Source organism: Citrobacter gillenii (assembly GCF_013337685.1).
Taxonomy (GTDB): domain Bacteria; phylum Pseudomonadota; class Gammaproteobacteria; order Enterobacterales; family Enterobacteriaceae; genus Citrobacter; species Citrobacter gillenii.
On record NZ_SUQN01000001.1, the window covers coordinates 226,885 to 253,515 of the forward strand.

Here is a 26,631-nt window from a genome sequence, read left to right on the forward strand (position 1 = left end):
CAGTCGCCATTCAGGATTGTTTCTTCTGGTTTTTCTGCTTTTTTTGTTCCCGCTCCGCCTCTAATCGGGCCTCTTCTTTGCGTTTATTGCTCATATCATTGCGAATTTGCGCATGGCTCATCAACGCGAAGATAAATGTCCCACCGCAAATATTCCCGGCAAGTGTTGGAAGCGCGAACGGCCAGAAGAAGTCGCTCCAGTGCAGCGTGCCGTTAAAGACCAGGTAGAGAATCTCAACCGAGCCGACGACGATGTGCGTGGTATCACCCAACGCAATAAGCCAGGTCATCAGAACAATGACGACAATTTTTGCCGCGCCCGCTGCGGGAAACATCCACACCATAGTGGCGATCAGCCAACCGGAAATAATCGCGTTGGAAAACATCTCCGTCGGGCTATTTTTCATAACGTCCATCCCAATTTTGACAAAGGCGTCGCGAGTCTCTTCATCAAAAATTGGCATATATTCAAACGCCCATGCCGCAATGCCGGTGCCGATAATGTTACCCAGCAAGACCACGCTCCACAGACGCATCAGTAAACCAAAATTGCCGAGGGTTGGATTTTGCATGACCGGCAGGACAGCGGTTACGGTGTTTTCGGTAAAGAGCTGTTGGCGGGCCATTATAACGATGATAAACCCGAAGGTATAACCGAGGTTTTCCAGTAAGAACCCGCCGGGAACGCCCTCAAGCTGTACGTGAAAAATGCCCTTTGCCAGTAAAGAGGCTCCCATCGATAGCCCAGCGGCGATAGCTGACCACAGCAGCGCCATCGCATCGCGCTCCATCTCTTTTTCCCCGTCCTGGCGAATATGTTCGTGAATCGCCATGGCGCGGGAAGGAAGTCGGTCCTCGTCGACCTCTATCTTTTTACCCTGCAACTTCTCTTCACTTTCTACTTCGAGTTCGTCGCTGTGTTGATCAATTTTTTCTTTTTCGATGTCATTCATTTTTGAGTCCTGAATAAGCACGTATTGCTAAAGCGTAGCGGTTTTTATCCAGGAACTGGCGGGAGAAACTCTGAAATCGCAAAAATGGTAACGTTTGTATTTATCGGATTCGGTAAAATAGAAACACCGCGAGGTCTACCTTACCAGGCTATGATCAAATCAGTAAGTTAGGGTATATAGACATCGTTTGACGTGCTGTTACAATCGCTCACATCTAAACCGGCGGATACCTTATTGTTCCGTCATGGATGGCAATCAGCGATAGCCATAATACACAGGGAGACACTTATGAAGCTTCGCCTGTCGGCGCTTGCGCTGGGAACCACACTTTTGGTGGGGTGTGCGAGCTCCGGTACAGAACAGCAGGGGCGCTCGGATCCGTTTGAAGGGTTCAACCGCACCATGTACAACTTCAACTTTAATGTGCTGGATCCGTATGTTGTTCGACCGGTGGCTGTAGCCTGGCGTGATTATGTTCCGCAGCCGGCCAGAAACGGTTTGAGCAACTTTACGGGCAACCTCGAAGAGCCGGCCGTAATGGTCAACTATTTCCTTCAGGGCGATCCTTATCAGGGGATGGTGCATTTCACCCGTTTCTTCCTGAACACCTTGCTAGGTATGGGCGGCTTTATCGATGTTGCGGGCATGGCGAATCCAAAACTGCAGCGCGTTGAACCACATCGTTTCGGCAGTACGTTAGGTCACTATGATGTAGGTTACGGTCCGTATATGCAGCTTCCGTTCTACGGCAGCTTCACGGTACGTGATGACGGTGGTGATATGGTGGATACGCTGTATCCGGTTCTGTCGTGGCTGACCTGGCCGTTGTCGGTCGGTAAATGGACCATTGAAGGGATTGAAACCCGCGCGCAACTGCTCGACTCCGACGGTCTGCTGCGTCAATCTTCCGATCCGTACATTATGGTGCGTGAAGCTTACTTCCAGCGTCATGACTTCATCGCGAACGGCGGGAAACTCAAACCAGAAGAAAACCCGAACGCGCAAGCTATTCAGGATGATTTAAAAGATATCGATTCCGAATAAGGAAGAGGTACAAATAAAAAGGTGAGCTAAAAAGCTCACCTTTTTTACGCCTGAAGAAAATCAGAATGCGTAGTTAAAGTTGGTACCGAACAGCCAGGCTTTACCTTCAGATTCGAAGGTATATGGACCTTCTTTGATGGTCACGTTCTGCCCGTGCATATAAGAAGCACCGATGTCGATAGACGCATCTTCATTGAACGCGTAGGTCGTACCCGCGCTCAGCCACAGGCGGTCCTGGTCTGGAATGGAGATGGAGCGTTTATCCGCAGGAACCGGGCTATCGTCGTAGGCGATACCAGTACGGAACGTCCAGTTTTTATCCATGTAGTAGGTCGTACCCAGCGCGAGGCGGTAAGAGTCCCGGAAGCCTTCTTCTTTATAGAACAATGTTTGTCCGTTGGTGCCCGTTGCTTTCAACTCCTGGAACTGACTCCAGCTGGTGTAAGCGATGCTGTAGTGAACGGCCCATTGCGGTGCTACGCGGTTATAGCCAGACAGTTCCCACATTTCCGGCAGGTTAAGCGTCAATGCGCCCGGAACGGTCGTGTTGGTTGTACCCCATGGGAACGTCACGCCAGCACCCGGTAAGCCGTTGGCCTGGCTTCTGATGCCGCTCTTATAATCACCGTCGAAATCGATTTTAACTTCTGAACGATAGGTTAAGCCCCAGCGGTTATCTTTATCCAGCTCATACAAAATACCCGCGTTCCAGCCGTAACCCCATTCATCACCTTCCATGCTTGCAATTTTAGGGCTGACCTTCGGTAATGCTGCGGTCATTTCACCGGAATAACGTTCAATTTTGGCGTCAGCATAAACGGCGTTAAAACCAAGGCCGAAGCTCCAGCTATCATTTAGGCGATAGGCGCCGCTGAGGTTAAGGTTGACCGTTTTAAGGTCGGTCTTGCCGCCGTATTCACCGACAATGTAGCTGTCGTTAAATTCGGTCGCCAGACCATAGTTAGAGGTGACAGACGCGCCCCAGCCAAACTGCTCGTTAATAGGCATCACGAAGTGCGCATTCGGAACCCATGCCGTCGGGGCGATGTTGTCCGCATTGGTGCTGCGCCCGGTGTATGGCGATTTACCGGAGATATTAACGTCTGGATCGATATACACCGCACCTGCTGAGAAAGTAGGGCGATCGAACATCATGATCAGTGCCGGGTTGCGGCTGGCGTTACCTGCGTCGTCTGCGATAGCGCCTTCACCCGAATATGCCCGGCCAAGGCCAGAGGAAGAAAATTCGTTTAACTGAAAGCCTGCAGACCAGGCCTGTGTGGAAATAATTGCCACTGCGACTGCGAGAGCAGACTTTGTAAACAGGGTTTTCTGGCTCATGACCATAACCTCATCGATTTATTTTTATACAAACAATGTTACATGCCGTAACAGGAGCGCGAAGTGTAGGGTCTGAGGTACCACATAGAAATCAGACCAGTGGCGAGAGTATAGGTCCGACCAGATGGAATGTTGCAAGTATGTTTATAAGTTTTTTCAAATATGATCTTAAAAACGCGATCCAGCTGGCAAAATTGCGGGGATGCGCACTCACCTGTTCGGGCGATTTTTGTTTTGGATCATTTTTAAGTGTGATTTCGGTCGCTTATCGCATTTCGCACAATTAACGACTGGAGAGGAGGATAATGGGAGCGTAAAATATCCCCAACGTTTATCTGGCACCCTTGGTGCGAATACAGAGGAAATCTACAATGAGTAAATGCAGTGCTGATGAAACCCCGGTTTGCTGCTGTATGGATGTTGGTACCATCATGGACAACACCGATTGCACCGCGTCATACAGCCGTGTGTTCGCGACTCGCGCACAGGCAGAAGAAACGCTGGCTGCTCTCACCGAGAAGGCGCGTGGCGTAGAATCTGAGCCTTGCCAAATCACCCCAACCTTTACTGAAGAAGCTGAGGGTGTTCGTCTGGATATCGATTTTGTTTTCGCCTGTGAAGCCGAAACCCTGATCTTCCAGCTGGGTCTGCGTTAATCCCTTCTTTCAGTGCCCTTGCCACCTTCTGACAAGGGCATTTTCGTAACAAGCAGTGATTATTCACTGTGCCATAGCTCCCACTTTCATTTCTCTCCACTTGGCTAAATGTAAAAAATTGGTTAAGACTGTGATCAGGTCAGACCACTTATTTTATTTTTTAACAGGGGAGTGTTATGAGTCAGGCTTTACCGCTGGTTACCCGTCAGGGCGATCGCATCGCCATTGTGAGCGGATTGCGTACGCCTTTTGCCCGTCAGGCAACCGCGTTTCATGGCATTCCCGCCGTTGATTTGGGAAAAATGGTCGTCGGTGAGTTGCTGGCGCGCAGTGAAATTCCTGCCGATGCCATTGAGCAACTGGTTTTTGGCCAGGTTGTGCAAATGCCGGAAGCGCCCAATATCGCCCGTGAAATTGTGCTGGGCACCGGGATGAACGTACATACCGATGCCTACAGCGTGAGCAGAGCCTGCGCCACCAGTTTTCAGGCGGTGGCGAATGTCGCGGAAAGCCTGATGGCAGGAACCATCCGTGCGGGTATTGCTGGCGGGGCCGACTCCTCTTCCGTGCTGCCAATTGGCGTCAGCAAAAAGTTGGCGCGGGTGTTGGTGGACGTCAATAAAGCCCGCACCACCGGTCAGCGGCTGAAGCTTTTTTCCCGACTGCGTTTGCGCGACCTGATGCCGGTTCCACCTGCAGTTGCTGAGTATTCCACCGGCTTACGTATGGGGGATACGGCAGAGCAAATGGCGAAAACCTACGGCATCACGCGTGAGCAGCAGGATGCTCTGGCGTACCGTTCGCATCAGCGAGCCGCTCAGGCCTGGGCCGAAGGCAAACTGGCAGACGAGGTGATGACCACCTATGCTCCGCCGTTTAAAGATCCCTTCTCAGAAGATAACAATATTCGCGGAAACTCTACGCTGGCGGATTACGCCAAACTGCGCCCGGCGTTTGACCGTAAACATGGCACCGTCACGGCGGCAAACAGTACACCGTTGACCGACGGCGCTGCTGCGGTGATTTTGATGACGGAGTCCCGGGCGAAAGAGCTGGGACTGGTGCCGCTGGGCTATCTACGCAGTTTTGCGTTTACTGCCATCGACGTCTGGCAGGATATGCTGCTGGGCCCGGCGTGGTCGACGCCGCTGGCTCTGGAGCGCGCGGGCCTGACTCTGGCCGATCTCACGCTGATTGATATGCATGAAGCCTTTGCCGCGCAGACGCTGGCGAATATTCAACTGCTTGGCAGCGAACGTTTTGCTCGTGACGTTCTGGGTAGGGCACATGCCACTGGCGAAGTGGATGACAGCAAATTTAACGTGCTGGGCGGTTCGATTGCCTACGGACACCCTTTCGCCGCGACCGGCGCGCGCATGATCACCCAAACGCTGCATGAATTACGGCGTCGTGGTGGTGGGTTTGGTTTGGTCACCGCGTGTGCGGCGGGTGGTCTGGGTGCGGCAATGGTTCTGGAGGCGGAATAATGGAAATGGCATCGGCTTTTACGCTACACGTGCGTCTGGATAACGTGGCGGTGGTCTCCATTGATGTGCCCGGAGAGAAAATGAATACCCTGAAAGCAGAGTTTGCTTCTCAGGTGCGGGCTATTTTGAAACAAATTCGCGATAACAAAGATCTGCGTGGCGTGGTGTTTATTTCGGCGAAGCCGGATAATTTCATCGCCGGGGCGGATATCAATATGATCGGCAACTGCCGCAGTGCGCAGGAAGCCGAAACCCTGGCTCGTCAGGGGCAACAGATGATGGCGGAAATTAATGCGTTGCCGATCCCGGTTATCGCTGCCATTCACGGTGCCTGTCTGGGCGGCGGTCTGGAGATGGCGCTGGCGTGTCATAGCCGCATTTGTACTGATGACGTTAAAACCGTGCTGGGCCTGCCGGAAGTACAGCTTGGTCTGTTACCCGGCTCTGGCGGCACGCAGCGGTTGCCCCGTCTGATTGGCGTTAGCACTGCGCTGGACATGATCCTGACCGGCAAACAATTACGCGCTAAACAGGCGCTGAAAGTGGGGTTGGTGGACGAGGTTGTGCCGCAGACCATTTTGCTGGAAGCAGCGGTGGAACTGGCTAAAAAGGAGAGTTCGGTACACCATAGCCTGCCGGTACGGGAACGCATTCTGGCCGGACCGCTGGGGCGGGCGCTGCTGTTCCGTATGGTCGGTAAAAAGACCGCACAGAAAACGCAGGGAAATTACCCTGCAACCCATCGTATTCTTGAGGTGATCGAGACTGGTCTGGCGCAGGGCAGCAGCAGCGGCTATGACGCCGAAGCCCGCGCGTTTGGTGAGCTGGCGATGACGCCGCAGTCTCAGGCTCTGCGTAACGTCTTTTTTGCAAACACCGACGTGAAAAAAGATCCCGGTAGCGAGGTACAACCCGGTCCGCTAAACAGCGTCGGGGTTCTGGGCGGGGGTCTGATGGGCGGGGGAATTGCCTACGTGACGGCCTGCAAAGGCGGCTTGCCGGTGCGTATCAAAGATATCAATGCTAAGGGAATCAACCACGCGCTGAAATACAGTTGGGATCAGCTTGAAACAAAAGTTCGCCGCCGCCATCTCAAAGCCGGCGAGCGTGACAAACAGCTGGCGCTGATTTCAGGCACCACCGATTTTCGCGGTTTTGCGCATCGAGATCTGGTAATTGAGGCAGTGTTTGAAGATCTGGCGTTGAAACAACAGATGGTGGCAGATGTTGAGCACAATTGTGCGCCTCATACCATTTTTGCCTCCAACACCTCATCTCTACCCATTGGCGACATTGCGGCCAATGCGGCGCGACCTGAGCAGGTCATTGGTTTGCACTTCTTTAGTCCGGTAGAAAAAATGCCGCTAGTGGAAGTTATTCCTCATACAACTACGTCCGAACGCACTATTGCCACCACGGTTAAACTGGCGAAAAAACAGGGGAAAACGCCGATTGTGGTGCAGGATAAGGCCGGGTTCTATGTAAATCGCATTCTTGCTCCGTACATCAACGAAGCTATCCGCTTATTGACCGAGGGCGAGCGCGTTGAGCAGATTGATGCTGCGCTGGTAAAGTTTGGTTTTCCGGTAGGGCCAATCCAACTTTTGGATGAGGTCGGAATTGATACAGGCACTAAAATTATACCTGTACTGGAAGCCGCTTACGGTGAACGTTTTAGCGCACCTGCAAATATTGTTGCTTCAATTTTGAATGATGATCGCAAAGGTAGAAAAAATGGTCGGGGTTTCTATCTTTATGGTGCGAAAGGGCGTAAAAGCAAAAAACAGGTCGACCCTGCAATTTATACGCTTATTGGCGTTCAGGGACAGAGCAGACTCAGTGGCCCGCAGATTGCAGAGCGGTGTGTCATGTTAATGCTCAACGAAGCGGCACGCTGTTTCGATGAGAAGATTATCCGCAGCGCACGCGATGGTGACATCGGCGCTGTGTTTGGTATTGGTTTTCCGCCATTCCTCGGCGGCCCGTTCCGGTATATGGACTCCCTCGGGGCGGGTGAAGTGGTTGCGGTTCTGCAACGACTGACCACACAGTATGGTTCCCGGTTTACGCCGTGTGAACCGTTACTGCAGATGGCGGAACGCGGAGAGAGTTTCTGGAAACACGGGGAAACTGACCTGAATTCATGAGGTCAAAGGTAAGATGAATCCGCACCGAATGTACGAGTCAAGCTCAAAATGTAAACAGAGATTGACTATACTTACGCCATTAAGGTAAAAAACAGCGTTTCATTCGGTGAATGGATAAGGCACAATGCCGGCCACCACACATTTACCCTCGCCAATAGGGGCGTTGGCTAAAGGTGTTGGTGTTTCTGGTTAACAAAAGCGGTGCAATATGCAAGTTTTTATCATGCGTCACGGCGACGCGGCCCTCGATGCCGCCAGTGATTCGGTTCGTCCCTTAACCTCCTGCGGTTGTGACGAATCTCGCCTGATGGCGAACTGGCTGAAAGGTCAAAAAGTGGATATCGAACGTGTTCTGGTGAGCCCGTTCCTGCGAGCCGAACAAACGCTGGATGTGGTCGGGGAATGTATGAACCTGCCAACCGGTGTGGATGTTTTGCCGGAGCTGACTCCCTGCGGCGATGTCGGTCTGGTCAGCGCCTATTTACAGGCACTGACCAATGAAGGTGTCGCTACGGCGCTGGTCATTTCTCACCTGCCTTTGGTGGGATATCTGGTGTCCGAGCTGTGTCCGGGTGAAACGCCGCCGATGTTTACCACATCTGCGATTGCCAGCGTCACGCTTGATGAGAGCGGAAAGGGCGTTTTCAACTGGCAGATGAGCCCGTGTAATCTGAAGATGGCGAAAGCGATATAGTCGTTTCGTTGGCCGGATCAAGCGCGAGCGCAGCCATCCGGTAAAACGTCTTTGACATGAGCCTGCAATAAAAAGAGCCGCAACTGCGGCTCTTTTTGTTTTCCGTTCTCAGGGAAGTTCGGGCGGTAACCACTCTTCCACTTCAATCAGTACCAGCAGCGCGGCGTCGCCGCCGTACTCTTTAGGCGCCTGATGAAAAGCCATCACGTGCGGATGTTGCGCCAGCCAAAGCGGCGTTTGCTGTTTCAGAACGTGCTTTCCGTGGCCGTGCATGACGCAGGCGCAGAAGACGTGTTCACGACGACAGGCGGCAATCAGCGCCCCGAGTTCCTGTTTAGCCTGCTGTTGCGTCAGCCCGTGTAAATCAAGAAACAGTTCCGGGGAGTAGTCACCACGGCGCATTTTCTTCAGTTCAAAGTGGCTGACGTCGGCCCGCAGATATCTGACCGGACCCTCTGTATTCAACAGCGGCTGAAACTCATCAGAGAAATAGTGGCTGGCATCAGCCTGTTCCTGCAACAGCCTTTTAACCGGCACCTCGGTGATTTTTTTACGCGGCGGTCGATGGACAATCGTGTCCTGCTTAATTTGACGAGTGCCGGTCATCAACTGGCGAAACAGCGTCTGATCCTCCTCGCTGAGCGATGTTTTCTTTTTCATTTGAGCGTCTCATCTTTTATTTTCCGTTAGTTTAACCCGACTCGATGGGCATCCGATCGCTTAAAACGCAATTTTCGCGCTCAGGCTCGGCGTGAATGCTGATTTATCGCCGTCTTCGTGGCAAACTAGCCGCCGAATTTAATACGAGCATGCCCTGGAGGAATACGTGGATAAAATTTTCGTTGATGAAGCAGTGAGTGAACTGCATACCATTCAGGACATGTTGCGTTGGGCGGTCAGCCGTTTTAGCGCGGCGAATATCTGGTATGGTCACGGGACGGATAACCCATGGGATGAGGCGGTACAACTGGTGCTGCCGTCACTCTACCTGCCGCTGGATATTCCTGAAGATATGCGCACTGCGCGCCTGACCTCCAGCGAACGCCACCGTATTGTTGAGCGCGTAATTCGCCGCGTTAACGAGCGTATCCCGGTTGCCTACCTGACCAACAAAGCCTGGTTCTGCGGTCACGAATTCTATGTTGATGAACGCGTGCTGGTGCCGCGCTCACCGATTGCCGAGCTGATCAATAATCGCTTTGCCGGTATTATCAGCGAGCAGCCGCAGCACATTCTCGATATGTGTACCGGCAGCGGCTGTATTGCTATTGCCTGCGCGTATGCCTTCCCGGAAGCCGAAGTGGACGCGGTGGATATTTCCACTGACGCCCTGGCGGTGACCGAGCACAATATTGAAGAGCATGGTCTGATCAATCACGTGACGCCGATCCGCTCCGATCTGTTCCGTGACCTGCTGAAAGTACAGTATGACCTGATTGTGACCAACCCGCCGTATGTGGATGCGGAAGATATGTCCGATCTGCCGAATGAGTATCGCCACGAACCTGAGCTGGGCCTGGCGTCCGGAAGTGATGGGCTGAAGCTGACCCGTCGCATTCTTGGCAATGCGCCGGACTACCTGTCAGACAACGGTATTCTGATTTGTGAAGTCGGTAACAGCATGGTACATCTGATGGAACAATATCCGGACGTGCCGTTTACGTGGCTGGAATTCGACAACGGCGGTGATGGCGTATTCATGCTGACCAAAGCGCAGCTGATTGCCGCTCGCGAACATTTCAGCATCTATAAAGATTAACGACACGCGCACACACAACAACGATAACGGAGCGGTGATGGCAGGAAACACAATTGGACAACTCTTTCGCGTAACGACCTTCGGTGAATCACACGGGCTGGCGCTCGGCTGTATCGTTGATGGTGTTCCGCCGGGTATTCCGCTGACAGAAGCTGATCTGCAGCACGATCTCGACAGACGTCGTCCGGGAACCTCGCGTTACACCACGCAGCGTCGCGAGCCGGATCAGGTGAAAATCCTTTCCGGCGTGTTTGACGGCGTCACCACCGGCACCAGTATTGGCCTGTTGATTGAAAATACCGATCAGCGTTCGCAGGATTACGGCGCCATTAAGGATGTTTTTCGTCCAGGCCATGCCGACTACACCTACGAGCAGAAATACGGCGTGCGTGACTACCGTGGCGGCGGGCGTTCGTCCGCGCGCGAAACGGCAATGCGCGTGGCGGCCGGGGCGATTGCCAAAAAATACCTGGCGGAAAAATTCGGCGTCGAAATCCGCGGATGCCTGACCCAAATGGGCAATATTCCGCTGGAAATTAAAGACTGGTCTCAGGTCGAACAAAACCCGTTCTTTTGCCCGGATCCGGACAAAATCACCGCGCTGGATGAACTGATGCGCGCACTCAAGAAAGAGGGTGACTCCATCGGTGCAAAAGTGACCGTGGTTGCAAGCGGTGTACCGGCCGGTCTCGGCGAACCTGTTTTTGACCGTCTGGATGCTGACATCGCCCATGCGTTGATGAGCATTAATGCGGTGAAAGGCGTGGAGATTGGCGACGGCTTCGACGTTGTTGCGTTGCGCGGTAGTCAGAACCGTGATGAAATCACCAAAGAGGGTTTCCAGAGTAACCATGCTGGCGGCATTCTGGGGGGCATCAGCAGCGGGCAACAAATTGTTGCACATATGGCGCTGAAACCGACTTCCAGTATTACCGTTCCCGGGCGCACTATTAACCGCTTTGGCGAAGAAGTCGAGATGATAACCAAAGGACGTCACGATCCGTGCGTTGGGATCCGTGCGGTGCCGATCGCAGAAGCCATGCTGGCGATTGTGCTGATGGATCACCTGCTGCGTCAGCGGGCGCAGAATGCGGATGTAAAGACTGACATTCCACGCTGGTAAGAAATGAAAAAAACGGCACTTGCGGCGCTGGCACTGTTTGCCAGTTCGGCCTGCCTGGCGGCGACGCCCTGGCAGAAAATTACCCACCCGGTGGCAGGTAGCGCGCAGTCTATCGGCGCGTTTTCCAATGGCTGCATTGTGGGGGCAGAGACGCTGCCCGTACAGTCCGAACACTATCAGGTGATGCGCACCGATCAACGTCGCTATTTTGGTCATCCTGACCTGGTGACGTTCATCCAGCGTCTGAGTACCCAGGCCAATAATCTGGGACTGGGGACGGTGTTAATCGGCGATATGGGTATGCCGGCCGGTGGACGTTTCAACGGCGGACACGCCAGCCACCAGACGGGGCTGGATGTCGATATTTTCCTGCAACTGCCAAAGACGCGCTGGACGCAGTCGCAACTGCTGCGACCACAGGCGCTGGATCTGGTCGCTCAGGATGGCAAACGTGTCGTACCGTCACTGTGGAAGCCGGAGATTTTCAGTCTGATCAGGCTGGCGGCAAAAGATAATGATGTAACGCGTATTTTCGTGAATCCGGCAATTAAACAGCAACTTTGTCTGGATGCAGGGAGCGACAGGGACTGGTTACGTAAAGTGCGGCCATGGTTCCAACACCGTGCACATATGCATGTCCGGTTACGTTGTCCTGCCGACAGTCTTGAGTGCGAAGATCAACCGTTACCTCCACCGGGTGATGGCTGTGGCGCGGAGCTGCAAAGCTGGTTCGAACCTCCTAAACCGGGAACCACTAAGCCTGAGAAGAAGACACCGCCTCCGTTGCCGCCTTCCTGCCAGGCGCTACTGGATGAGCATGTACTTTAATGGATAATTTTGCCGATCTGTTTATGGTGTCTCCGCTGCTGTTGGGCGTTCTTTTTTTTGTGGCCATTCTGGCGGGATTTATTGATTCCCTGGCGGGTGGCGGCGGTTTACTCACCATTCCTGCGCTGATGGCCGCAGGCATGCCGCCAGCTCAGGCGCTGGCAACGAATAAACTGCAAGCCTGCGGAGGGTCCATCTCCGCTTCGCTCTATTTTATCCGCCGTGGCGTGGTGAACCTGGCTGACCAGAAGCTTAATATCGCCATGACCTTCATCGGCTCAATGAGCGGCGCGCTGCTGGTCCAGCATGTGCAGTCGGACATTTTGCGCCAGATCCTGCCGATTCTGGTTATCTGTATCGGTCTCTACTTTCTGTTAATGCCTAAGCTGGGTGAAGAAGACCGACAGCGTCGGCTGTACGGCCTGCCTTTTGCGCTGGTCGCCGGGGGCTGCGTCGGTTTTTACGATGGCTTTTTTGGCCCGGCAGCCGGATCGTTTTACGCGCTGGCCTTTGTCATGCTGTGCGGTTACAACCTGGCGAAATCCACGGCGCACGCCAAAGTCTTGAATGCCACCTCGAATATCGGCGGGCTGCTGCTGTTCGCGCTGGGTGGCAAAGTGATTTGGGCCACCGGTTTTGTGATGCTCATCGGTCAATTTATTGGCGCACGAATGGGGTCGCGACTGGTCCTCAGCAAAGGACAAAAACTGATTCGGCCAATGATCGTCATTGTCTCCGCAGTGATGAGCGCCAAGCTACTTTATGATAATCATGGACAGGAGATTCTCCACTGGCTGGGGATGAACTAATGAATACGACCCATCACTATGAACAGTTAATTGATATTTTTAACGGCTGCTTTGCCGATGAATTTAATACCCGTCTGATTAAAGGCGATGACGAACCGATCTACCTTCCTGCAGATACAGAATTGCCGTATCACCGGATCGTTTTTGCCCATGGCTACTACGCCAGTGCACTACATGAAATTTCACACTGGTGCATTGCCGGTAAAGCGCGCCGTGAACTGGTCGACTTTGGTTACTGGTACTGCCCGGACGGGCGTGACGCTAAAACACAATGTCAGTTTGAAGACGTGGAAGTGAAACCCCAGGCATTTGACTGGCTGTTCTGCATGGCGGCGGGCTATCCGTTTAACGTTAGCTGCGACAACCTGGAAGGGGACTTTGAACCGGATCGCGTGGTGTTCCAGCGGCGTGTTCATGCTCAGGTGATGGCGTATCTGGAAAACGGCATTCCTGAACGTCCGGCGTGTTTTATTCGTGCGTTACAGAATTATTATCACACGCCTGAACTTAAGGCGGAACAATTCCCGTGGCCCGAAGCGCTCAACTGAAGCGGCTGCCACGTTTACAATGAGGAAATAAGATGATCGCGGAGTTTGAATCACGCATTCTGGTACTAATCGACGATATGGTAGAACACGCCAGCGATGATGAGCTGTTTGCCAGTGGGTACTTGCGTGGACACTTGACGCTGGCTGTGGCAGAACTGGACGGCGGCGACGACCATTCCGCTGAGGCACTGTACGCCAATGTTACCAGCAGCCTGGAAAAAGCCATCAGCGCAGGCGAACTTTCGCCGCGTGACCAGGCGTTAGTAAAAGAGATGTGGGACACGTTGTTCCAGAAGGCGACACAACAATAATTGCCTTGCGGGCCGGATGCCGTTAACGACTCATGCGGCCCGCAATGATGACCTCAGGATTTTACCGCTTTTCCCTTCACTAATTTTCTCACCCATAAACGGTTCGGATTTAACGCGGCAAGGGTTTCTGCATCCATTGGGATGGGTTCATTACTCATTTGCGCGGCCAGGATCTCTGCACACAGCGGGGCGGAACACAGTCCGCGCGAGCCCAGCGCGCCCAGCATAAAGACGTCACGGTAAACCGGTGCGCGCGGGGCGGTCTCTTTGTGTTCTGACAGATTGGCGTACTGACTGAGCGTTGCCTCATAGTCCGGCACATTGCCGACCATCGGTAAGTGATCGCGGGTGGCGCAGCGAACGCCACAGCGTGCCGATTGCCCACTGACATCCACCTCTTTTACCCATGCGGTATGCGGGAAGCAGTCGAGTAAACGCTGGCGGTTTTGCTGCTGATCCTCCTCGCGATACGTTGTTTCTTCCTCACCACGACGATAGCTCGCACCGATGCAATGATGCTGATTGGCCGGATTTTGCGGCGTGAGGTAGCCGTCGTAACACAACACCTGACGTAGGACCGACAGTGCAGGCGTGGTGGGGATATGGCTCACCTGACCGCCGACAGAATAAACCGGTAACGGTTGGGTCTGATCAAAGCGATTTATGCGATGACCATTCGCCAGCACCACTACCTCGTGTTCGACGGTTTCGCCAGTGGCAAACTGAAGCTGCCAGCTGTTTTCCTGCTGTACAAGTGATGCCAGTGTATGTTGGTAATGGGTGCGTAATCCCAGCGTCGTGGCGTAATCCAGTACGGCGGCGGTGAGCTGCGCCGGACACAGCCATCCTCCGCCAGGATACTGAATCCCGCCGCAGTTGGTTGCGACGCCGGTTGTTTGCAGAACCTGCTCAGCATCAACGGCCAGCGCGAGGTCGTCGGGTAAGGCAAGCGACAGCATCTGGGTGATTTTCTGTTGGCTTTTTTCATCCCAACCAAGTTGCGTTACGCCGCACCAGTCGTGGGCAAAATCCACCGGCAGGGCGTCATACAGACGTCGGGCAAAGGTAAATGCGGTGGGGAAAAAGAGATTAATTGCGGCGTCATGTTTACTGAGTAAAGGGTAAAGTGCGCCCTGACGATTACCGGATGCGCCCTGCGCAGGCTTATCGTCAGCGCAATACAGCGTTACCTGCCAGCCTCGACGTAAGAGAGCCAGCGACAGCAGTGCGCTGGCAATACCGCCCCCGATAATAGCCGCTTCCCGTTTTTCCGTGCTGGCGCGTGAGAACCACGGTGCGGGTGACGGGAACGTGAGGTGTTGTTCCATCACGCCGCACAGCATTTCACGCTTGCGCCCAAAGCCTTTGCATTTCTGCATTGTAAAACCGGCGTCCTGCAAGCCCCGCCGGACAAAACCTGCGGAGGTGAAGGTTGCCAGCGTGCCGCCCGGACGGGCCAGCCGGGCCATGGCGTTAAACAGCGTTGGCGTCCACATATCGGGATTTTTTGCCGGCGCGAAACCGTCAAGGAACCAGGCGTCGACCTGCTGGTTCAGGGATTCATCCAACTTACTGGTGAGGTCGTTAATATCGCCGAACCACAAATCCAGCGTAACCCGACCTTCATCCAACAGCAGTCGATGACAACCTGCTAACGGTAGCGGCCACTGAGCCTGTAATGGCTCAGCCCACGGAGCCAGTTCCGGCCAATGCTGATGGGCCAACTTCAGGTCATCACGCGTCAGCGGAAATTTTTCAAAACTGATGAAATGTAATCTTTTCAGGGTAGCGTCAGGGTGCGCAGTGCGAAAAGTCGTAAATGCCTGCCAGAGGGTGAGGAAGTTTAGCCCAGTGCCAAAACCACTTTCCGCCACTATGAATAACTGGCGTGAATGGGTGGGAAATCGGTCCGCGAGATGATTGCCGCCGAGAAAGACATAACGCGTCTCTTCCAGCCCGTTATCGTTAGAAAAATAGACATCGTCAAAATCTCGGGAAACAGGTGTACCCTCAGCGTTGAATTCGAGGTTGGCAGGTTGTATCGCGTATTGTTTCACGTAAGTTACTCGTCTGGCTTGCTGTGTCTCGATCTTAACGATGAGTGCCTGAGTGCGCAAATTTCCACATAAAATGGCTGATCGGACTTGTTCGGCGTACAAGTGTACGCTATTGTGCCACTCGAAACTTTAAAATAGTGCGACTTACAGAGGTATTGAATGAAACGTGCAGTGATTACTGGCTTGGGCATCGTTTCCAGCATCGGTAATAACCAGCAGGAAGTCCTGGCATCTCTGCGTGAAGGACGTTCAGGGATCACTTTCTCTCAGGAGCTGAAGGACTCCGGCATGCGTAGCCACGTTTGGGGCAACGTAAAACTGGATACCACTGGACTCATTGACCGTAAAGTTGTGCGCTTTATGAGCGACGCATCCATCTATGCATTCCTTTCTATGGAGCAGGCAGTGGCTGACGCCGGCCTCTCTGCAGAAGTTTACCAGAATAACCCGCGCGTTGGCCTGATTGCAGGTTCCGGCGGCGGCTCCCCACGTTTTCAGGTGTTCGGCGCTGACGCAATGCGTAGCCCGCGTGGCCTGAAAGCGGTTGGCCCGTATGTGGTCACAAAAGCGATGGGCTCAGGTGTGTCTGCCTGCCTCGCAACCCCGTTTAAAATCCACGGTGTGAACTACTCCATCAGCTCCGCCTGTGCGACATCTTCGCACTGTATCGGTAATGCGGTTGAGCAGATTCAGTTGGGCAAACAGGATATCGTTTTTGCTGGCGGCGGCGAAGAGCTGTGCTGGGAAATGGCCTGTGAGTTCGACGCCATGGGCGCACTGTCTACCAAATATAACGACTGCCCGGAAAAAGCATCCCGTACTTATGATGCGAACCGTGACGGTTTCGTTATCGCAGGCGGCGGCGGTATGGTTGTGGTTGAAGAGCTGGAACACGCTCTGGCACGTGGCGCGCATATCTATGCTGAAATCGTTGGCTACGGCGCAACGTCCGATGGCGCAGACATGGTGGCTCCATCAGGTGAAGGCGCAGTGCGTTGCATGCAGATGGCGATGAACGGTGTAGATACGCCAATCGACTACCTGAACTCCCACGGTACCTCTACTCCGGTAGGCGACGTGAAAGAATTGGGCGCTATCCGTGAAGTCTTCGGCGACAACAGCCCGGCGATCTCCGCAACCAAAGCGATGACTGGTCACTCTCTGGGCGCGGCTGGCGTGCAGGAAGCTATCTACTCCCTGCTGATGCTGGAACACGGCTTTATCGCACCAAGCATCAACATCGAAGAGATGGACGAGCAGGCGGCGGGTCTGAACATCGTGACCGAACCGACTGAAAAAGCGCTGACGACCGTCATGTCCAACAGCTTCGGCTTTGGCGGCACGAATGCCACGCTGGTTATGCGTAAGCTGAAAGCGTAAGAGATCAGAACAGGCCGGATTTGTTATCCGGTCCATGCTATACAGTAAGGGGAGCCGCCTGGCTCCCCTTTTTTATATCGTTGACAATTAATCTGGTTTACAGGCAGACTCCAGGTTCAACATTATCCTCATGATAATGCGTAAGCGTTTAACGTTATCCAACGCACCTTAATCCTGATCGTCAGGTAGAGGGGGGCGTGGGCATTCCTCGCCTTACTCTGCATTCTGGAGTAACGCATGACAGCAGTAACCCAACAAAAAAAACACCGTCGGCGAATGTGTCGCTGTTTCGTATCGCTTTTGCCGTTTTCCTGACCTATATGACGGTCGGGCTACCTTTACCCGTCATCCCACTGTTTGTGCACCAGGAGCTAGGCTATGGCAACACCATGGTCGGCATTGCCGTGGGCATCCAGTTTCTGGCAACGGTCTTAACACGTGGCTACGCCGGGCGCTTAGCCGATCAATACGGTGCCAAACGTTCGGCGCTGCAGGGGATGTTGGCCTGTGCACTGGCGGGAGTCGCGTGGCTATTAGCGGCACTTTTACCCGTTTCCGTTCCAGTAAAGTTTGCGTTGTTGATTGTCGGACGTCTGATCCTCGGCTTTGGCGAAAGTCAGTTGTTGACCGGCACCCTGACCTGGGGATTGGGGCTGGTTGGGCCAACGCGTTCCGGCAAGGTGATGTCGTGGAATGGGATGGCGATTTACGGCGCCCTGGCGGCCGGTGCGCCGTTGGGTCTGCTGATCCACAGCCATTTTGGCTTTGCAGCGCTGGCGGCGACCACCATGGCATTGCCGCTGCTGGCATGGGCATTCAACGGCACCGTGCGTAAAGTGCCTGCCCATGCGGGGGAACGTCCTTCGCTATGGAGCGTGGTTGGGCTTATCTGGAAACCGGGGCTGGGGTTAGCGCTGCAGGGCGTGGGGTTTGCGGTGATCGGCACGTTTATTTCGCTCTATTTTGTCAGCAACGGCTGGACGATGGCAGGTTTTACCCTGACCGCGTTCGGCGGTGCGTTTGTGCTCATGCGCATTCTATTTGGCTGGATGCCGGATCGGTTTGGCGGCGTGAAGGTGGCGGTGGTTTCTTTGTTGGTTGAAACCGTGGGGCTGCTGCTGCTCTGGCAGGCGCCAACGGCCTGGATTGCGCTGCTGGGTGCAGCATTAACCGGGGCCGGATGCTCGCTGATCTTCCCGGCGCTGGGCGTGGAGGTGGTGAAGCGCGTTCCTGCACAGGTACGCGGTACTGCACTCGGTGGTTACGCCGCATTTCAGGATATCTCCTACGGCGTAAGCGGTCCTGTCGCGGGTGTTCTGGCCACCGCGTACGGCTATTCCTCGGTATTCCTTGCCGGGGCGATTTCCGCGGTGGTGGGGATTGTTGTGACGCTGCTGACGTTGCGCAAAAGCTAAACGACGAGCCAGAATATAGCTAACACAACCAGTAGCGCCGCAAATAGCAGTCCCGGTCGCGCCGACAGTGATTTAACGGTTTCAATCACTGGCGTGAACGGGCTGTAAATCGGCTGGAGGTGGCGCGGATCGCTTAATTCCTGCTCCCGGTCACGCTCAACGCGGCGCAGGAAGATTTGATTGAGCAAATCCTGTATCTGCACGGTGGTAAGAATCGTTTGCGGTTGGATCTGATACGTTTGCTGCGCGTAGTCCTTGATGGCCACAAGTTCATTTGGCTCTAACGGCTGCTTGAGCGCCGCCTGCAACGTTTGCAACGTCGGGGCATTTTGCAGGCTCAGCGTCTGGCGCGCCTGTAGCCAGGTAACCAGGTGCGTAAACTGTTTTGCCGGGATCAGCTCACCGCTTTTTACCCCAGACAGTTCCAGCATCGACTGCCAGATCAGCTTGCCGGATTCTCCTGTAGCGGCCGCTACTTTTGTAACCAGTTGATTCAGCGTGTTGTGCTCGGCGGGTAGCAGAGGGCGAGCGGTTGCCGGGCGTTGCTGCGGCTGCGGAATAGAAAGCTGCCCCTGCTGCAATAGCGTCAGCACATTTTTCAACTGATCGGGCGTGAGTTGACTGAGGGCCGTTTGTCCGTACTGTTGACGGATAAAATCGCTTACTGCCTGACGATTATTCCCCTGACTCAGCAGTTCCGTAAGCTGCGCCAGCACCTGACGATTGACATGCTTTTGTTGAGCAACCCCAAGTCGTTGGGTCAGGTTTTGTTCTGCAGCAGGAAAGTGACGTGACTGTAACGGCGTATCACTTTTGACGCCCAGATCGTGCTTCATTCCGGCCCACACCTCAGCGCTCTGCTGTTGGGTAAGTGAAATCAGACGGGTAATCAGTCGTTCCAGCACGGTACGTTGTTGCGTGGATAACGGTTGTTCGCCCGTAACGGAAGGGGCGTTTTGGCCTTCACCGGGAGGGCGCGCGGGCGTACCTGAAATGGGCTGCATCATCTCTGTTCCTTAAAACTGTGCTAGCCAGGTCTCGCAGTATGCCTGGCGGCGAGATTATGGCACACTTGCCCGGTTAACTCTCGTTCTCAAACAGGTGCGAAAGACGTGAAAATCCTCGTTGATGAAAATATGCCCTATGCCCGCGAACTGTTCAGTCGTTTGGGGGAGGTAAAAGCGGTTCCCGGTCGTCCGATTCCCGTCGCAGAACTGGATGATGCGGACGCCTTAATGGTGCGCTCGGTGACGAAGGTCAATGAAGCACTGCTTGGCGGAAAACCGGTTAAGTTTGTCGGGACGGCAACTGCGGGCACTGACCACGTGGATGAAGCCTGGCTTGCACAGTCTGAGATTGGCTTCTCCGCCGCGCCCGGTTGCAATGCGATTGCGGTTGTCGAGTATGTCTTTTCAGCACTGCTGATGCTGGCGGAGCGCGATGGTTTTGCGTTAGCCGATCGCACCGTGGGTATTGTTGGTGTCGGCAATGTGGGTGCGCGTTTGCAGGCGCGACTGGAAGCATTAGGGATTCGCACGTTACTTTGCGATCCGCCGCGTGCTGACCGGGGAGACGAGGGCGATTTCCGATCGCTGAACGAACTGGTTGAGCACGCCGATGTACTGACTTTCCATACGCCGTTGTTTAAAGACGGTCCGTACAAGACTCTGCATTTGGCTGATGAAGCACTAATTGGCCGACTGAAGCCGGGCACCATCCTGATTAACGCCTGCCGTGGGCCGGTCATCGACAATACCGCGTTGCTGTCCCGCCTTAATGCCGGGCAACATCTGAGCGTGGTGTTGGATGTCTGGGAGGGCGAGCCGGACCTGAATGTCGCGTTGCTCGAGAAAGCGGATATCGGTACGGCGCATATTGCAGGATACACCCTTGAAGGGAAGGCTCGGGGAACCACGCAGGTCTTTGAGGCCTATAGCAAGTTTATTGGCCGCGAACAGCACGTTGCACTGAGCACCCTGTTACCTGCCCCGGAATTTGGACGCATCACGCTGCATGGCCCGTTGGATCAGCCAACGCTGAAAAGGCTGGTACATTTAGTGTATGATGTGCGCCGCGACGATGCGCCGCTGCGTAAAGTCGCTGGAATTCCGGGTGAGTTTGATAAACTGCGTAAAAATTACCTTGAGCGCCGTGAATGGTCGTCTTTGTACGTCATGTGTGACGACGCCGCTGCCGCTACCTTGTTGTGTAAGCTGGGGTTTAACGCCGTTCATCACCCGGCACATTAATGTCTTCTTAATGCTCCCTGTCGAATAATACGACAGGGACGCTTACGTATTTCTGGAGTAAATCACCATGTCTGAAGGCTGGAATATTGCCATTCTGGGCGCAACGGGCGCCGTAGGCGAAGCCCTGCTCGACACGCTGGCGGAACGCCAGTTCCCGGTCGGAGAGATCTATGCGCTGGCTCGTAATGAAAGCGCGGGTGAGCACCTGCGTTTTAACGGTAAATCAATCATTGTCCAGGACGTTGCTGACTTTGACTGGACTCAAGCGCAACTGGCCTTTTTTGTTGCGGGCGTGGAAGCCACCGCAGCATGGGTAGAAGAAGCCACCAATGCGGGTTGCCTGGTGATTGACAGCAGCGGTTTGTTTGCGCTTGAGCCGGACGTCCCGCTGGTGGTACCGGACGTGAACCCGTTCGTACTGGCAGATTACCGCAACCGCAACGTGATTGCGGTCCCTGGCAGCCTGACCAGCCAACTGTTGTCTGCATTGAAACCGTTGATTGACGACGGTGGCCTTTCGCGTATTACGGTGACCAATATTATCTCAGCTTCCGCTCATGGCAAAAAAGCGGTAGATGCGCTGGCCGGGCAAAGTGCGAAACTGCTCAACGGTATTCCGATTGATGACGACGATTTCTTTGGCCGTCAACTGGCGTTCAACATGCTGCCGTTGCTGCCAGACCGCGAAGGCAGTGTGCGTGAAGAGCGTCGTATCGTTGATGAAGTGCGTAAAATCATGCAGGACGAGGGGCTGATGATCTCCGCCAGCATCGTACAGTCGCCGGTGTTCTACGGTCATGCGCAAATGGTGAGCTTTGAAGCATTACGTCCGCTGGCAGCAGAAGAAGCGCGCGATGCGTTTGAGCGCGGTGAGGACATTGTGCTGTCGGAAGCGACCGATTTCCCAACCCAGGTCAGCGATGCGTCGGGTAGCCCACATCTTTCGGTAGGCTGCGTGCACAATGATTACGGTATGCCAGAACAGGTACAGTTTTGGTCTGTAGCAGACAACGTACGCTTTGGCGGCGCGTTGATGGCGGTGAAAATCGCTGAAAAACTGGTGCAGGAGTATATGTACTAATGTCTGACCTGCAACAGCTGCCCGTCCATAAAATTGCGCTGGGTATTGAGTATGATGGCAGCAAATATTATGGCTGGCAGCGCCAGAACGAAGTTCGCAGCGTTCAGGAAAAGCTGGAAAAAGCACTTTCGCAGGTCGCCAATGAACGCATCACGGTATTTTGTGCCGGGCGTACCGATGCTGGCGTTCATGGTACGGGCCAGGTGGTGCACTTTGAGACCACCGCGCAACGTAAAGATGCGGCATGGACGCTGGGGGTAAATGCGAATTTACCTGGTGACATTGCCGTGCGTTGGGTGAAAGCTGTACCGGATGATTTTCATGCGCGGTTTAGCGCCACGGCGCGCCGCTACCGTTATATCATCTACAATCATCGGTTGCGCCCAGCAGTTCTGGGTAAAGGCGTGACGCATTACTATGAGCCGTTGGATGCTGAACGTATGCATCGCGCGGCCCAATGCCTGATTGGGGAGAATGATTTCACCTCGTTTCGGGCAGTGCAGTGCCAGTCGCGCACACCGTGGCGTAACGTGATGCACATTAACGTGACGCGTCATGGTCCTTATGTGGTGGTAGATATTAAAGCGAATGCCTTTGTACATCATATGGTCAGGAATATTGTTGGCAGCCTGATGGAAGTAGGTGCCCACAACCAGCCGGAGAGCTGGATAGCAGAACTGTTAGCGGCGAAGGACAGAACGCTGGCAGCGGCAACGGCGAAAGCGGAAGGTTTGTATCTGGTGGCGGTAGATTACCCCGACCGGTTTGACCTGCCAAAACCGCCGATGGGCCCGCTATTTCTGGCGGACTAATTTGAGTCGTATAAAGGCATACTATGGAACTGATTTACTTTCTTATTGATTTTATCCTGCACATTGATGTGCACCTGGCGGAGTTGGTCGCGGAATACGGTGTCTGGGTATATGCCATTCTGTTTCTGATCCTGTTCTGTGAAACCGGACTGGTGGTTACGCCGTTCCTGCCGGGAGATTCGCTGCTGTTTGTCGCAGGCGCGCTTTCTGCATTGCCCACTAATGATTTAAATGTCCATCTGATGGTGGCGTTAATGATCGTGGCGGCAATCGTGGGCGATGCGGTGAACTACACTATCGGTCGGGTGTTCGGCGAAAGGCTGTTCAGCAATCCGAACTCGAAAATTTTCCGTCGCAGCTATCTGGATAAAACCCACGCGTTCTATGAGCGTCATGGCGGTAAAACCATTATTCTGGCGCGTTTTGTCCCTATCGTACGCACATTTGCACCGTTTGTTGCCGGTATGGGACACATGTCCTACCGTCATTTTGCACTGTTTAACGTAGCGGGCGCGCTGCTGTGGGTATTACTGTTCACCTACGCAGGCTATCTGTTTGGCGATCTGCCGGTGGTGCAGGAAAACCTGAAATTATTGATTGTGGCGATTATCGTCCTCTCCGTATTGCCTGGTGTTATCGAAGTGATTCGTCACAAACGCGCAGCATCAAGGGCGCAAAAATAGAAAGTAACTCAGCGGTTCGACCACTTTTTTGTCCAAAGTTTCGGGCTGTTATGTTTTAATGTGCAACATTCATGGTCTGTTGGGGGCAAAAATGGCATTATGCGCCCCTTATAACAAAGCTGACTAAGGTTCAGGCAGAAAGGTCACCAATGAGCTGGATTGAACGAATTAAAAGCAATATTACTCCCACCCGCAAGGCAAGCATTCCTGAAGGGGTGTGGACCAAGTGTGATAGCTGCGGTCAGGTATTATACCGTGCTGAGCTGGAACGTAATCTTGAGGTCTGTCCGAAGTGTGACCATCATATGCGCATGTCGGCGCGCAATCGCCTGCATAGCCTGTTAGATGAAGGTTCTCTTGTGGAGTTGGGTAGCGAGCTTGAGCCGAAAGACCTGCTGAAGTTTCGTGACTCCAAGAAGTATAAAGACAGACTGGCTTCTGCGCAGAAAGAAACCGGTGAAAAAGATGCGCTGGTAGTAATGAAAGGCACGCTTCACGGTATGCCGGTCGTTGCAGCCGCATTCGAGTTCGCGTTTATGGGCGGCTCCATGGGTTCTGTGGTTGGCGCACGTTTTGTTCGTGCCGTTGAGCAGGCGCTGGAAGACAATTGTCCGCTGATCTGCTTCTCCGCTTCCGGCGGGGCGCGCATGCAGGAAGCGCTGATGTCGCTGATGCAGATGGCTAAAACCTCTGCGGCGCTGGCAAAAATGCAGGAACGCGGTTTACCGTATATCTCTGTACTGACTGACCCAACCATGGGCGGTGTTTCCGCAAGTTTCGCGATGCTGGGCGACCTCAACATTGCTGAACCGAAAGCACTGATTGGCTTTGCCGGTCCACGTGTTATCGAGCAAACCGTACGTGAAAAACTGCCGCCGGGATTCCAGCGCAGTGAATTCCTGATTGAAAAAGGCGCTATCGATATGATCGTCCGCCGTCCGGAAATGCGCCTGAAACTGGCGAGCGTTCTGGCGAAGCTGATGAATCTTCCGGCGCCGAATCCGGATGAGCCGACTGAAGGCGTAGTGGTACCTCCGGTACCCGATCAGGAATCAGAGGCCTGATAACGGACTCTATGGATTTCGCGTCGCAGGAAGACGGTGAGTGATTCCCGATGAGCTTACACCGCTAAGTGATTCGGGGGAGCGAGCACAGCCAACGCGCCTGCAACGTGAAAGACGACGAGTAGAAAAGGGCAGGCCGGTTGGCGCTGCCCTTTTGCTTTTATTAACGTGACGAATTGACAGGCATCATGGACAATAAACGTATTCCCCAAGCCGCGTCGCCCCTGGCGTCGTGGCTTTCTTATCTGGAAAACCTGCACAGTAAAACCATCGATCTCGGCCTCGAGCGCGTCAGCCAGGTTGCACGAAATCTGGGTGTGCTGAAACCCGCGCCGTTTGTTTTCACGGTGGCAGGCACCAACGGTAAGGGTACAACCTGCCGTACGCTGGAATCCGTACTGACCGCGGCGGGATATAAAGTCGGGGTATACAGTTCTCCTCATCTGGTGCGCTACACGGAACGTGTTCGCGTGCAGGGGCGTGAACTCGCGGAATCTGCCCATACTGCCTCGTTTGCCGAGATTGAAGCCGCACGCGGTGATATTTCGCTGAGCTATTTTGAATACGGTACGCTGTCGGCGCTGTGGTTATTTAAGCAGGCTAAGCTTGATGTGGTGATTCTGGAAGTCGGCCTGGGCGGGCGCCTTGATGCTACCAATATCGTTGATGCTGATGTCGCCGTAGTCACCAGTATTGCGCTTGACCATACTGACTGGCTGGGGCCGGATCGCGAAAGCATTGGTCGTGAGAAGGCCGGGATCTTCCGCGCTGAAAAACCGGCCATTGTCGGTGAACCGGAAATGCCTTACACCATTGCCGATGTGGCACAAGAGACCGGGGCTATTTTGCAGCGCTGTGGCGTCGACTGGCGCTATACGGTGACGGAAAGCGACTGGTCCTTTACCGACAGTCACGGTACGCTGATGCATCTTCCGTTACCTCAGGTGCCGCAACCGAATGCCGCCACGGCGTTGGCTGCGCTACGGGCAAGCGGACTTGATGTTAGCGAGCAAGCGATTCGTGAGGGGATTGAGCAGGCCATTTTACCGGGGCGTTTCCAGATTGTGAGCGAATCGCCGCGCGTTATTTTTGATGTCGCACATAACCCTCATGCAGCAGAATATCTGACCGGGCGTCTGAAAAAGTTAGTGAAAAACGGGCGCGTGCTTGCGGTTATCGGTATGCTACATGATAAAGACATTGCCGGTACGCTGGCCTGGCTGAAAAGTGTGGTAAACGCGTGGTATTGTGCGCCCCTGGAAGGGCCGCGAGGCGCGACGGCAGAACAACTGCTGGAACATCTGGGAACAGGTGAAGCCTATGATAGCGTGGCGCAGGCATGGCGTGCGGCGTTGGCAGATGCAAAACCAGAAGATACCGTGTTGGTGTGTGGATCGTTTCACACTGTCGCACATGTCATGGAAGTGATAGACGTGGGGAGAAGCGGTGGCGAGTAAGTTTCAGAATCGATTAGTCGGCACAATTGTGCTGGTTGCGCTCGGGGTGATTGTGCTTCCTGGGCTGCTTGACGGGCAGAAAAAACATTATCAGGATGAGTTCGCGGCCATTCCGTTGGTGCCAAAACCTGGTGACCGCGATGAGCCGGATATGATGCCTGCTGCCACGCAGGCGCTGCCGACGCAGCCGCCGGAAGGTGCAGCAGAAGAGGTGCGTGCGGGCGATGCTGCCGCGCCGTCGTTGGATCCGTCGCGCCTGCCGGTGGCTAACGGCGCGGAGCTTGATCCTATTCCTGCGCCGGTCGAGCAACCTAAACCTAAACCGAAGCCACAACCTGTTGTTGCGACGCCAGTGCCAACACCGGCCGCCCCTGCACCTGCACCGAAACCGGTTGTCGCAGAAGCGCCGGCACCGACCGGCAAAGCGTATGTTGTGCAACTGGGTGCGCTGAAAAATGCGGACAAGGTCAATGAGATCGTGGGTAAACTTCGCGGTGCGGGTTTCCGGGTATTTACTTCCCCGTCCACGCCGGTACAGGGTAAAATAACCCGTATTCTCGTTGGGCCTGACGCCTCCAGAGATAAGCTGAAAAATTCGCTTGGCGAACTGCAGAAGATCTCCGGCTTGAGTGGGGTCGTGATGGGGTATACCCCTAATTAAGGGGACGTTGCCTGATGGCGCTGCGCTCTACGGCGCTACGCTTAGGTAGGCCGGATAAGGTGTTTACACCGCC

General features: G+C 54.2%; 24 protein-coding genes and 1 pseudogene. 20 read left to right on the plus strand and 5 right to left on the minus strand.

The annotated features are described in order from the left end of the window. Positions 1-10: 10 nt before the first annotated feature. Positions 11-952, minus strand: coding sequence for a formate/nitrite transporter family protein (locus FCH32_RS01020; RefSeq protein ID WP_115257882.1), 942 nt, complete (start codon positions 950-952; stop codon positions 11-13). Positions 953-1,240: 288 nt separating this feature from the next. Here FCH32_RS01020 and mlaA point away from each other — a divergent pair, with 288 nt between their 5' ends. Further along, positions 1,241-1,996, plus strand: coding sequence for a phospholipid-binding lipoprotein MlaA (mlaA, locus tag FCH32_RS01025; RefSeq protein WP_096756318.1), 756 nt, complete (start codon positions 1,241-1,243; stop codon positions 1,994-1,996). 60 nt (positions 1,997-2,056) lie between these two features. Here the strand turns inward: mlaA and fadL are convergent, their stop codons facing one another. Beyond that, positions 2,057-3,337, minus strand: coding sequence for a long-chain fatty acid transporter FadL (gene fadL, locus FCH32_RS01030; RefSeq protein WP_115257883.1), 1,281 nt, complete (start codon positions 3,335-3,337; stop codon positions 2,057-2,059). 371 nt (positions 3,338-3,708) lie between these two features. Between fadL and FCH32_RS01035 the strand changes: the two genes are divergently transcribed. The 4 genes from FCH32_RS01035 to sixA all read left to right on the plus strand — a co-directional run bounded on the left by FCH32_RS01035 (position 3,709) and on the right by sixA (position 8,321). Further along, complete coding sequence (locus FCH32_RS01035; protein WP_115257884.1) at positions 3,709-3,993, plus strand: YfcZ/YiiS family protein; 285 nt, start codon at positions 3,709-3,711, stop codon at positions 3,991-3,993. A gap of 176 nt (positions 3,994-4,169) precedes the next feature. Continuing rightward, positions 4,170-5,480 carry an acetyl-CoA C-acyltransferase FadI gene (gene fadI / locus FCH32_RS01040; RefSeq protein WP_115257885.1) on the plus strand — a complete coding sequence of 437 codons (1,311 nt, stop codon included), beginning with the start codon at positions 4,170-4,172 and terminating at the stop codon, positions 5,478-5,480. Further along, complete coding sequence (gene fadJ, locus FCH32_RS01045; RefSeq protein ID WP_174360325.1) at positions 5,480-7,627, plus strand: fatty acid oxidation complex subunit alpha FadJ; 2,148 nt, start codon at positions 5,480-5,482, stop codon at positions 7,625-7,627. Before fadI ends, fadJ begins: the two co-directional genes overlap by 1 nt. Before the next feature lie 208 nt (positions 7,628-7,835). After that, the gene (sixA, locus tag FCH32_RS01050) at positions 7,836-8,321 is read left to right on the plus strand and encodes a phosphohistidine phosphatase SixA (protein ID WP_137362116.1); all 486 of its coding nucleotides are present in this window, start codon (positions 7,836-7,838) and stop codon (positions 8,319-8,321) included. Positions 8,322-8,429: 108 nt separating this feature from the next. Here the strand turns inward: sixA and smrB are convergent, their stop codons facing one another. Next, on the minus strand, positions 8,430-8,981 hold the full coding sequence (gene smrB / locus FCH32_RS01055) for an endonuclease SmrB (protein ID WP_096756325.1): 552 nt from the start codon (positions 8,979-8,981) through the stop codon (positions 8,430-8,432). A 166-nt stretch (positions 8,982-9,147) separates the two neighbouring features. Between smrB and prmB the strand changes: the two genes are divergently transcribed. Genes prmB through FCH32_RS01085 form a run of 6 tightly spaced genes read left to right on the plus strand, consistent with a single transcriptional unit; the run spans position 9,148 to position 13,699 of the window. Beyond that, a complete protein-coding gene (prmB, locus tag FCH32_RS01060; protein ID WP_174360326.1) occupies positions 9,148-10,080 on the plus strand; it encodes a 50S ribosomal protein L3 N(5)-glutamine methyltransferase in 933 nt (310 codons plus the stop codon). Positions 10,081-10,117: 37 nt separating this feature from the next. After that, positions 10,118-11,203 (plus strand): chorismate synthase, encoded by a 1,086-nt coding sequence (aroC, locus tag FCH32_RS01065; RefSeq protein ID WP_096756327.1) that lies wholly within the window; start codon positions 10,118-10,120, stop codon positions 11,201-11,203. A 3-nt stretch (positions 11,204-11,206) separates the two neighbouring features. Further along, positions 11,207-12,031, plus strand: coding sequence for a penicillin-insensitive murein endopeptidase (gene mepA / locus FCH32_RS01070; protein ID WP_137362117.1), 825 nt, complete (start codon positions 11,207-11,209; stop codon positions 12,029-12,031). Continuing rightward, the gene (locus tag FCH32_RS01075) at positions 12,031-12,840 is read left to right on the plus strand and encodes a sulfite exporter TauE/SafE family protein (RefSeq protein ID WP_096756329.1); all 810 of its coding nucleotides are present in this window, start codon (positions 12,031-12,033) and stop codon (positions 12,838-12,840) included. Before mepA ends, FCH32_RS01075 begins: the two co-directional genes overlap by 1 nt. Continuing rightward, positions 12,840-13,388, plus strand: a complete 549-nt coding sequence (locus FCH32_RS01080; protein ID WP_174360327.1) for an elongation factor P hydroxylase — start codon at positions 12,840-12,842, stop codon at positions 13,386-13,388. Before FCH32_RS01075 ends, FCH32_RS01080 begins: the two co-directional genes overlap by 1 nt. A 32-nt stretch (positions 13,389-13,420) precedes the next feature. Continuing rightward, a complete protein-coding gene (locus FCH32_RS01085; protein WP_096756331.1) occupies positions 13,421-13,699 on the plus strand; it encodes a YfcL family protein in 279 nt (92 codons plus the stop codon). Positions 13,700-13,752: 53 nt separating this feature from the next. On the opposite strand, the gene mnmC is transcribed toward FCH32_RS01085, so the two are convergent. Beyond that, positions 13,753-15,756 (minus strand): bifunctional tRNA (5-methylaminomethyl-2-thiouridine)(34)-methyltransferase MnmC2/FAD-dependent 5-carboxymethylaminomethyl-2-thiouridine(34) oxidoreductase MnmC1, encoded by a 2,004-nt coding sequence (gene mnmC, locus FCH32_RS01090; RefSeq protein WP_174360328.1) that lies wholly within the window; start codon positions 15,754-15,756, stop codon positions 13,753-13,755. Between the two features lie 159 nt (positions 15,757-15,915). Here mnmC and fabB point away from each other — a divergent pair, with 159 nt between their 5' ends. Further along, complete coding sequence (fabB, locus tag FCH32_RS01095; protein WP_096756333.1) at positions 15,916-17,136, plus strand: beta-ketoacyl-ACP synthase I; 1,221 nt, start codon at positions 15,916-15,918, stop codon at positions 17,134-17,136. Between the two features lie 237 nt (positions 17,137-17,373). Beyond that, a pseudogene (locus FCH32_RS01100) lies at positions 17,374-18,551 on the plus strand (arabinose transporter). On the opposite strand, the gene flk reads toward FCH32_RS01100, so the two are convergent. After that, entirely contained in the window at positions 18,548-19,555 is a 1,008-nt protein-coding gene (gene flk / locus FCH32_RS01105) for a flagella biosynthesis regulator Flk (RefSeq protein ID WP_137362159.1), read from the minus strand. The pseudogene FCH32_RS01100 and the gene flk sit on opposite strands and share 4 nt — an antisense overlap. A 108-nt stretch (positions 19,556-19,663) precedes the next feature. Here flk and pdxB point away from each other — a divergent pair, with 108 nt between their 5' ends. From pdxB to dedD, 7 genes are all read left to right on the plus strand, one after another. Then, positions 19,664-20,800, plus strand: coding sequence for a 4-phosphoerythronate dehydrogenase PdxB (gene pdxB, locus FCH32_RS01110; protein ID WP_135911672.1), 1,137 nt, complete (start codon positions 19,664-19,666; stop codon positions 20,798-20,800). A gap of 67 nt (positions 20,801-20,867) precedes the next feature. Continuing rightward, on the plus strand, positions 20,868-21,881 hold the full coding sequence (locus FCH32_RS01115; RefSeq protein WP_115257894.1) for an aspartate-semialdehyde dehydrogenase: 1,014 nt from the start codon (positions 20,868-20,870) through the stop codon (positions 21,879-21,881). Continuing rightward, entirely contained in the window at positions 21,881-22,693 is an 813-nt protein-coding gene (gene truA / locus FCH32_RS01120) for a tRNA pseudouridine(38-40) synthase TruA (protein WP_096756340.1), read from the plus strand. Before FCH32_RS01115 ends, truA begins: the two co-directional genes overlap by 1 nt. A gap of 23 nt (positions 22,694-22,716) precedes the next feature. Then, on the plus strand, positions 22,717-23,376 hold the full coding sequence (locus FCH32_RS01125) for a DedA family protein (RefSeq protein WP_096756341.1): 660 nt from the start codon (positions 22,717-22,719) through the stop codon (positions 23,374-23,376). Between the two features lie 149 nt (positions 23,377-23,525). Further along, complete coding sequence (accD, locus tag FCH32_RS01130) at positions 23,526-24,440, plus strand: acetyl-CoA carboxylase, carboxyltransferase subunit beta (RefSeq protein ID WP_096756342.1); 915 nt, start codon at positions 23,526-23,528, stop codon at positions 24,438-24,440. 188 nt (positions 24,441-24,628) lie between these two features. Then, positions 24,629-25,897, plus strand: coding sequence for a bifunctional tetrahydrofolate synthase/dihydrofolate synthase (gene folC, locus FCH32_RS01135; protein ID WP_115257895.1), 1,269 nt, complete (start codon positions 24,629-24,631; stop codon positions 25,895-25,897). After that, the gene (gene dedD, locus FCH32_RS01140) at positions 25,887-26,558 is read left to right on the plus strand and encodes a cell division protein DedD (RefSeq protein WP_174360329.1); all 672 of its coding nucleotides are present in this window, start codon (positions 25,887-25,889) and stop codon (positions 26,556-26,558) included. The genes folC and dedD overlap by 11 nt, the downstream gene beginning before the upstream one ends. The last annotated feature ends 73 nt before the right edge of the window (positions 26,559-26,631 follow it).

Coding starts and splice junctions, on each gene's coding strand:
- FCH32_RS01125 (WP_096756341.1), top strand. CDS start 22,717: ATGGAACTGATTTACTTTCTTATTGATTTTATCCTGCACATTGATGTG.
- accD (WP_096756342.1), top strand. CDS start 23,526: ATGAGCTGGATTGAACGAATTAAAAGCAATATTACTCCCACCCGCAAG.
- FCH32_RS01020 (WP_115257882.1), bottom strand. CDS start 952: ATGAATGACATCGAAAAAGAAAAAATTGATCAACACAGCGACGAACTC.
- smrB (WP_096756325.1), bottom strand. CDS start 8,981: ATGAAAAAGAAAACATCGCTCAGCGAGGAGGATCAGACGCTGTTTCGC.
- FCH32_RS01080 (WP_174360327.1), top strand. CDS start 12,840: ATGAATACGACCCATCACTATGAACAGTTAATTGATATTTTTAACGGC.
- fadJ (WP_174360325.1), top strand. CDS start 5,480: ATGGAAATGGCATCGGCTTTTACGCTACACGTGCGTCTGGATAACGTG.
- fadL (WP_115257883.1), bottom strand. CDS start 3,337: ATGAGCCAGAAAACCCTGTTTACAAAGTCTGCTCTCGCAGTCGCAGTG.
- fabB (WP_096756333.1), top strand. CDS start 15,916: ATGAAACGTGCAGTGATTACTGGCTTGGGCATCGTTTCCAGCATCGGT.
- truA (WP_096756340.1), top strand. CDS start 21,881: ATGTCTGACCTGCAACAGCTGCCCGTCCATAAAATTGCGCTGGGTATT.
- folC (WP_115257895.1), top strand. CDS start 24,629: ATGGACAATAAACGTATTCCCCAAGCCGCGTCGCCCCTGGCGTCGTGG.
- FCH32_RS01115 (WP_115257894.1), top strand. CDS start 20,868: ATGTCTGAAGGCTGGAATATTGCCATTCTGGGCGCAACGGGCGCCGTA.
- FCH32_RS01075 (WP_096756329.1), top strand. CDS start 12,031: ATGGATAATTTTGCCGATCTGTTTATGGTGTCTCCGCTGCTGTTGGGC.
- sixA (WP_137362116.1), top strand. CDS start 7,836: ATGCAAGTTTTTATCATGCGTCACGGCGACGCGGCCCTCGATGCCGCC.
- mlaA (WP_096756318.1), top strand. CDS start 1,241: ATGAAGCTTCGCCTGTCGGCGCTTGCGCTGGGAACCACACTTTTGGTG.
- mepA (WP_137362117.1), top strand. CDS start 11,207: ATGAAAAAAACGGCACTTGCGGCGCTGGCACTGTTTGCCAGTTCGGCC.
- fadI (WP_115257885.1), top strand. CDS start 4,170: ATGAGTCAGGCTTTACCGCTGGTTACCCGTCAGGGCGATCGCATCGCC.
- FCH32_RS01035 (WP_115257884.1), top strand. CDS start 3,709: ATGAGTAAATGCAGTGCTGATGAAACCCCGGTTTGCTGCTGTATGGAT.
- FCH32_RS01085 (WP_096756331.1), top strand. CDS start 13,421: ATGATCGCGGAGTTTGAATCACGCATTCTGGTACTAATCGACGATATG.
- flk (WP_137362159.1), bottom strand. CDS start 19,555: ATGCAGCCCATTTCAGGTACGCCCGCGCGCCCTCCCGGTGAAGGCCAA.
- aroC (WP_096756327.1), top strand. CDS start 10,118: ATGGCAGGAAACACAATTGGACAACTCTTTCGCGTAACGACCTTCGGT.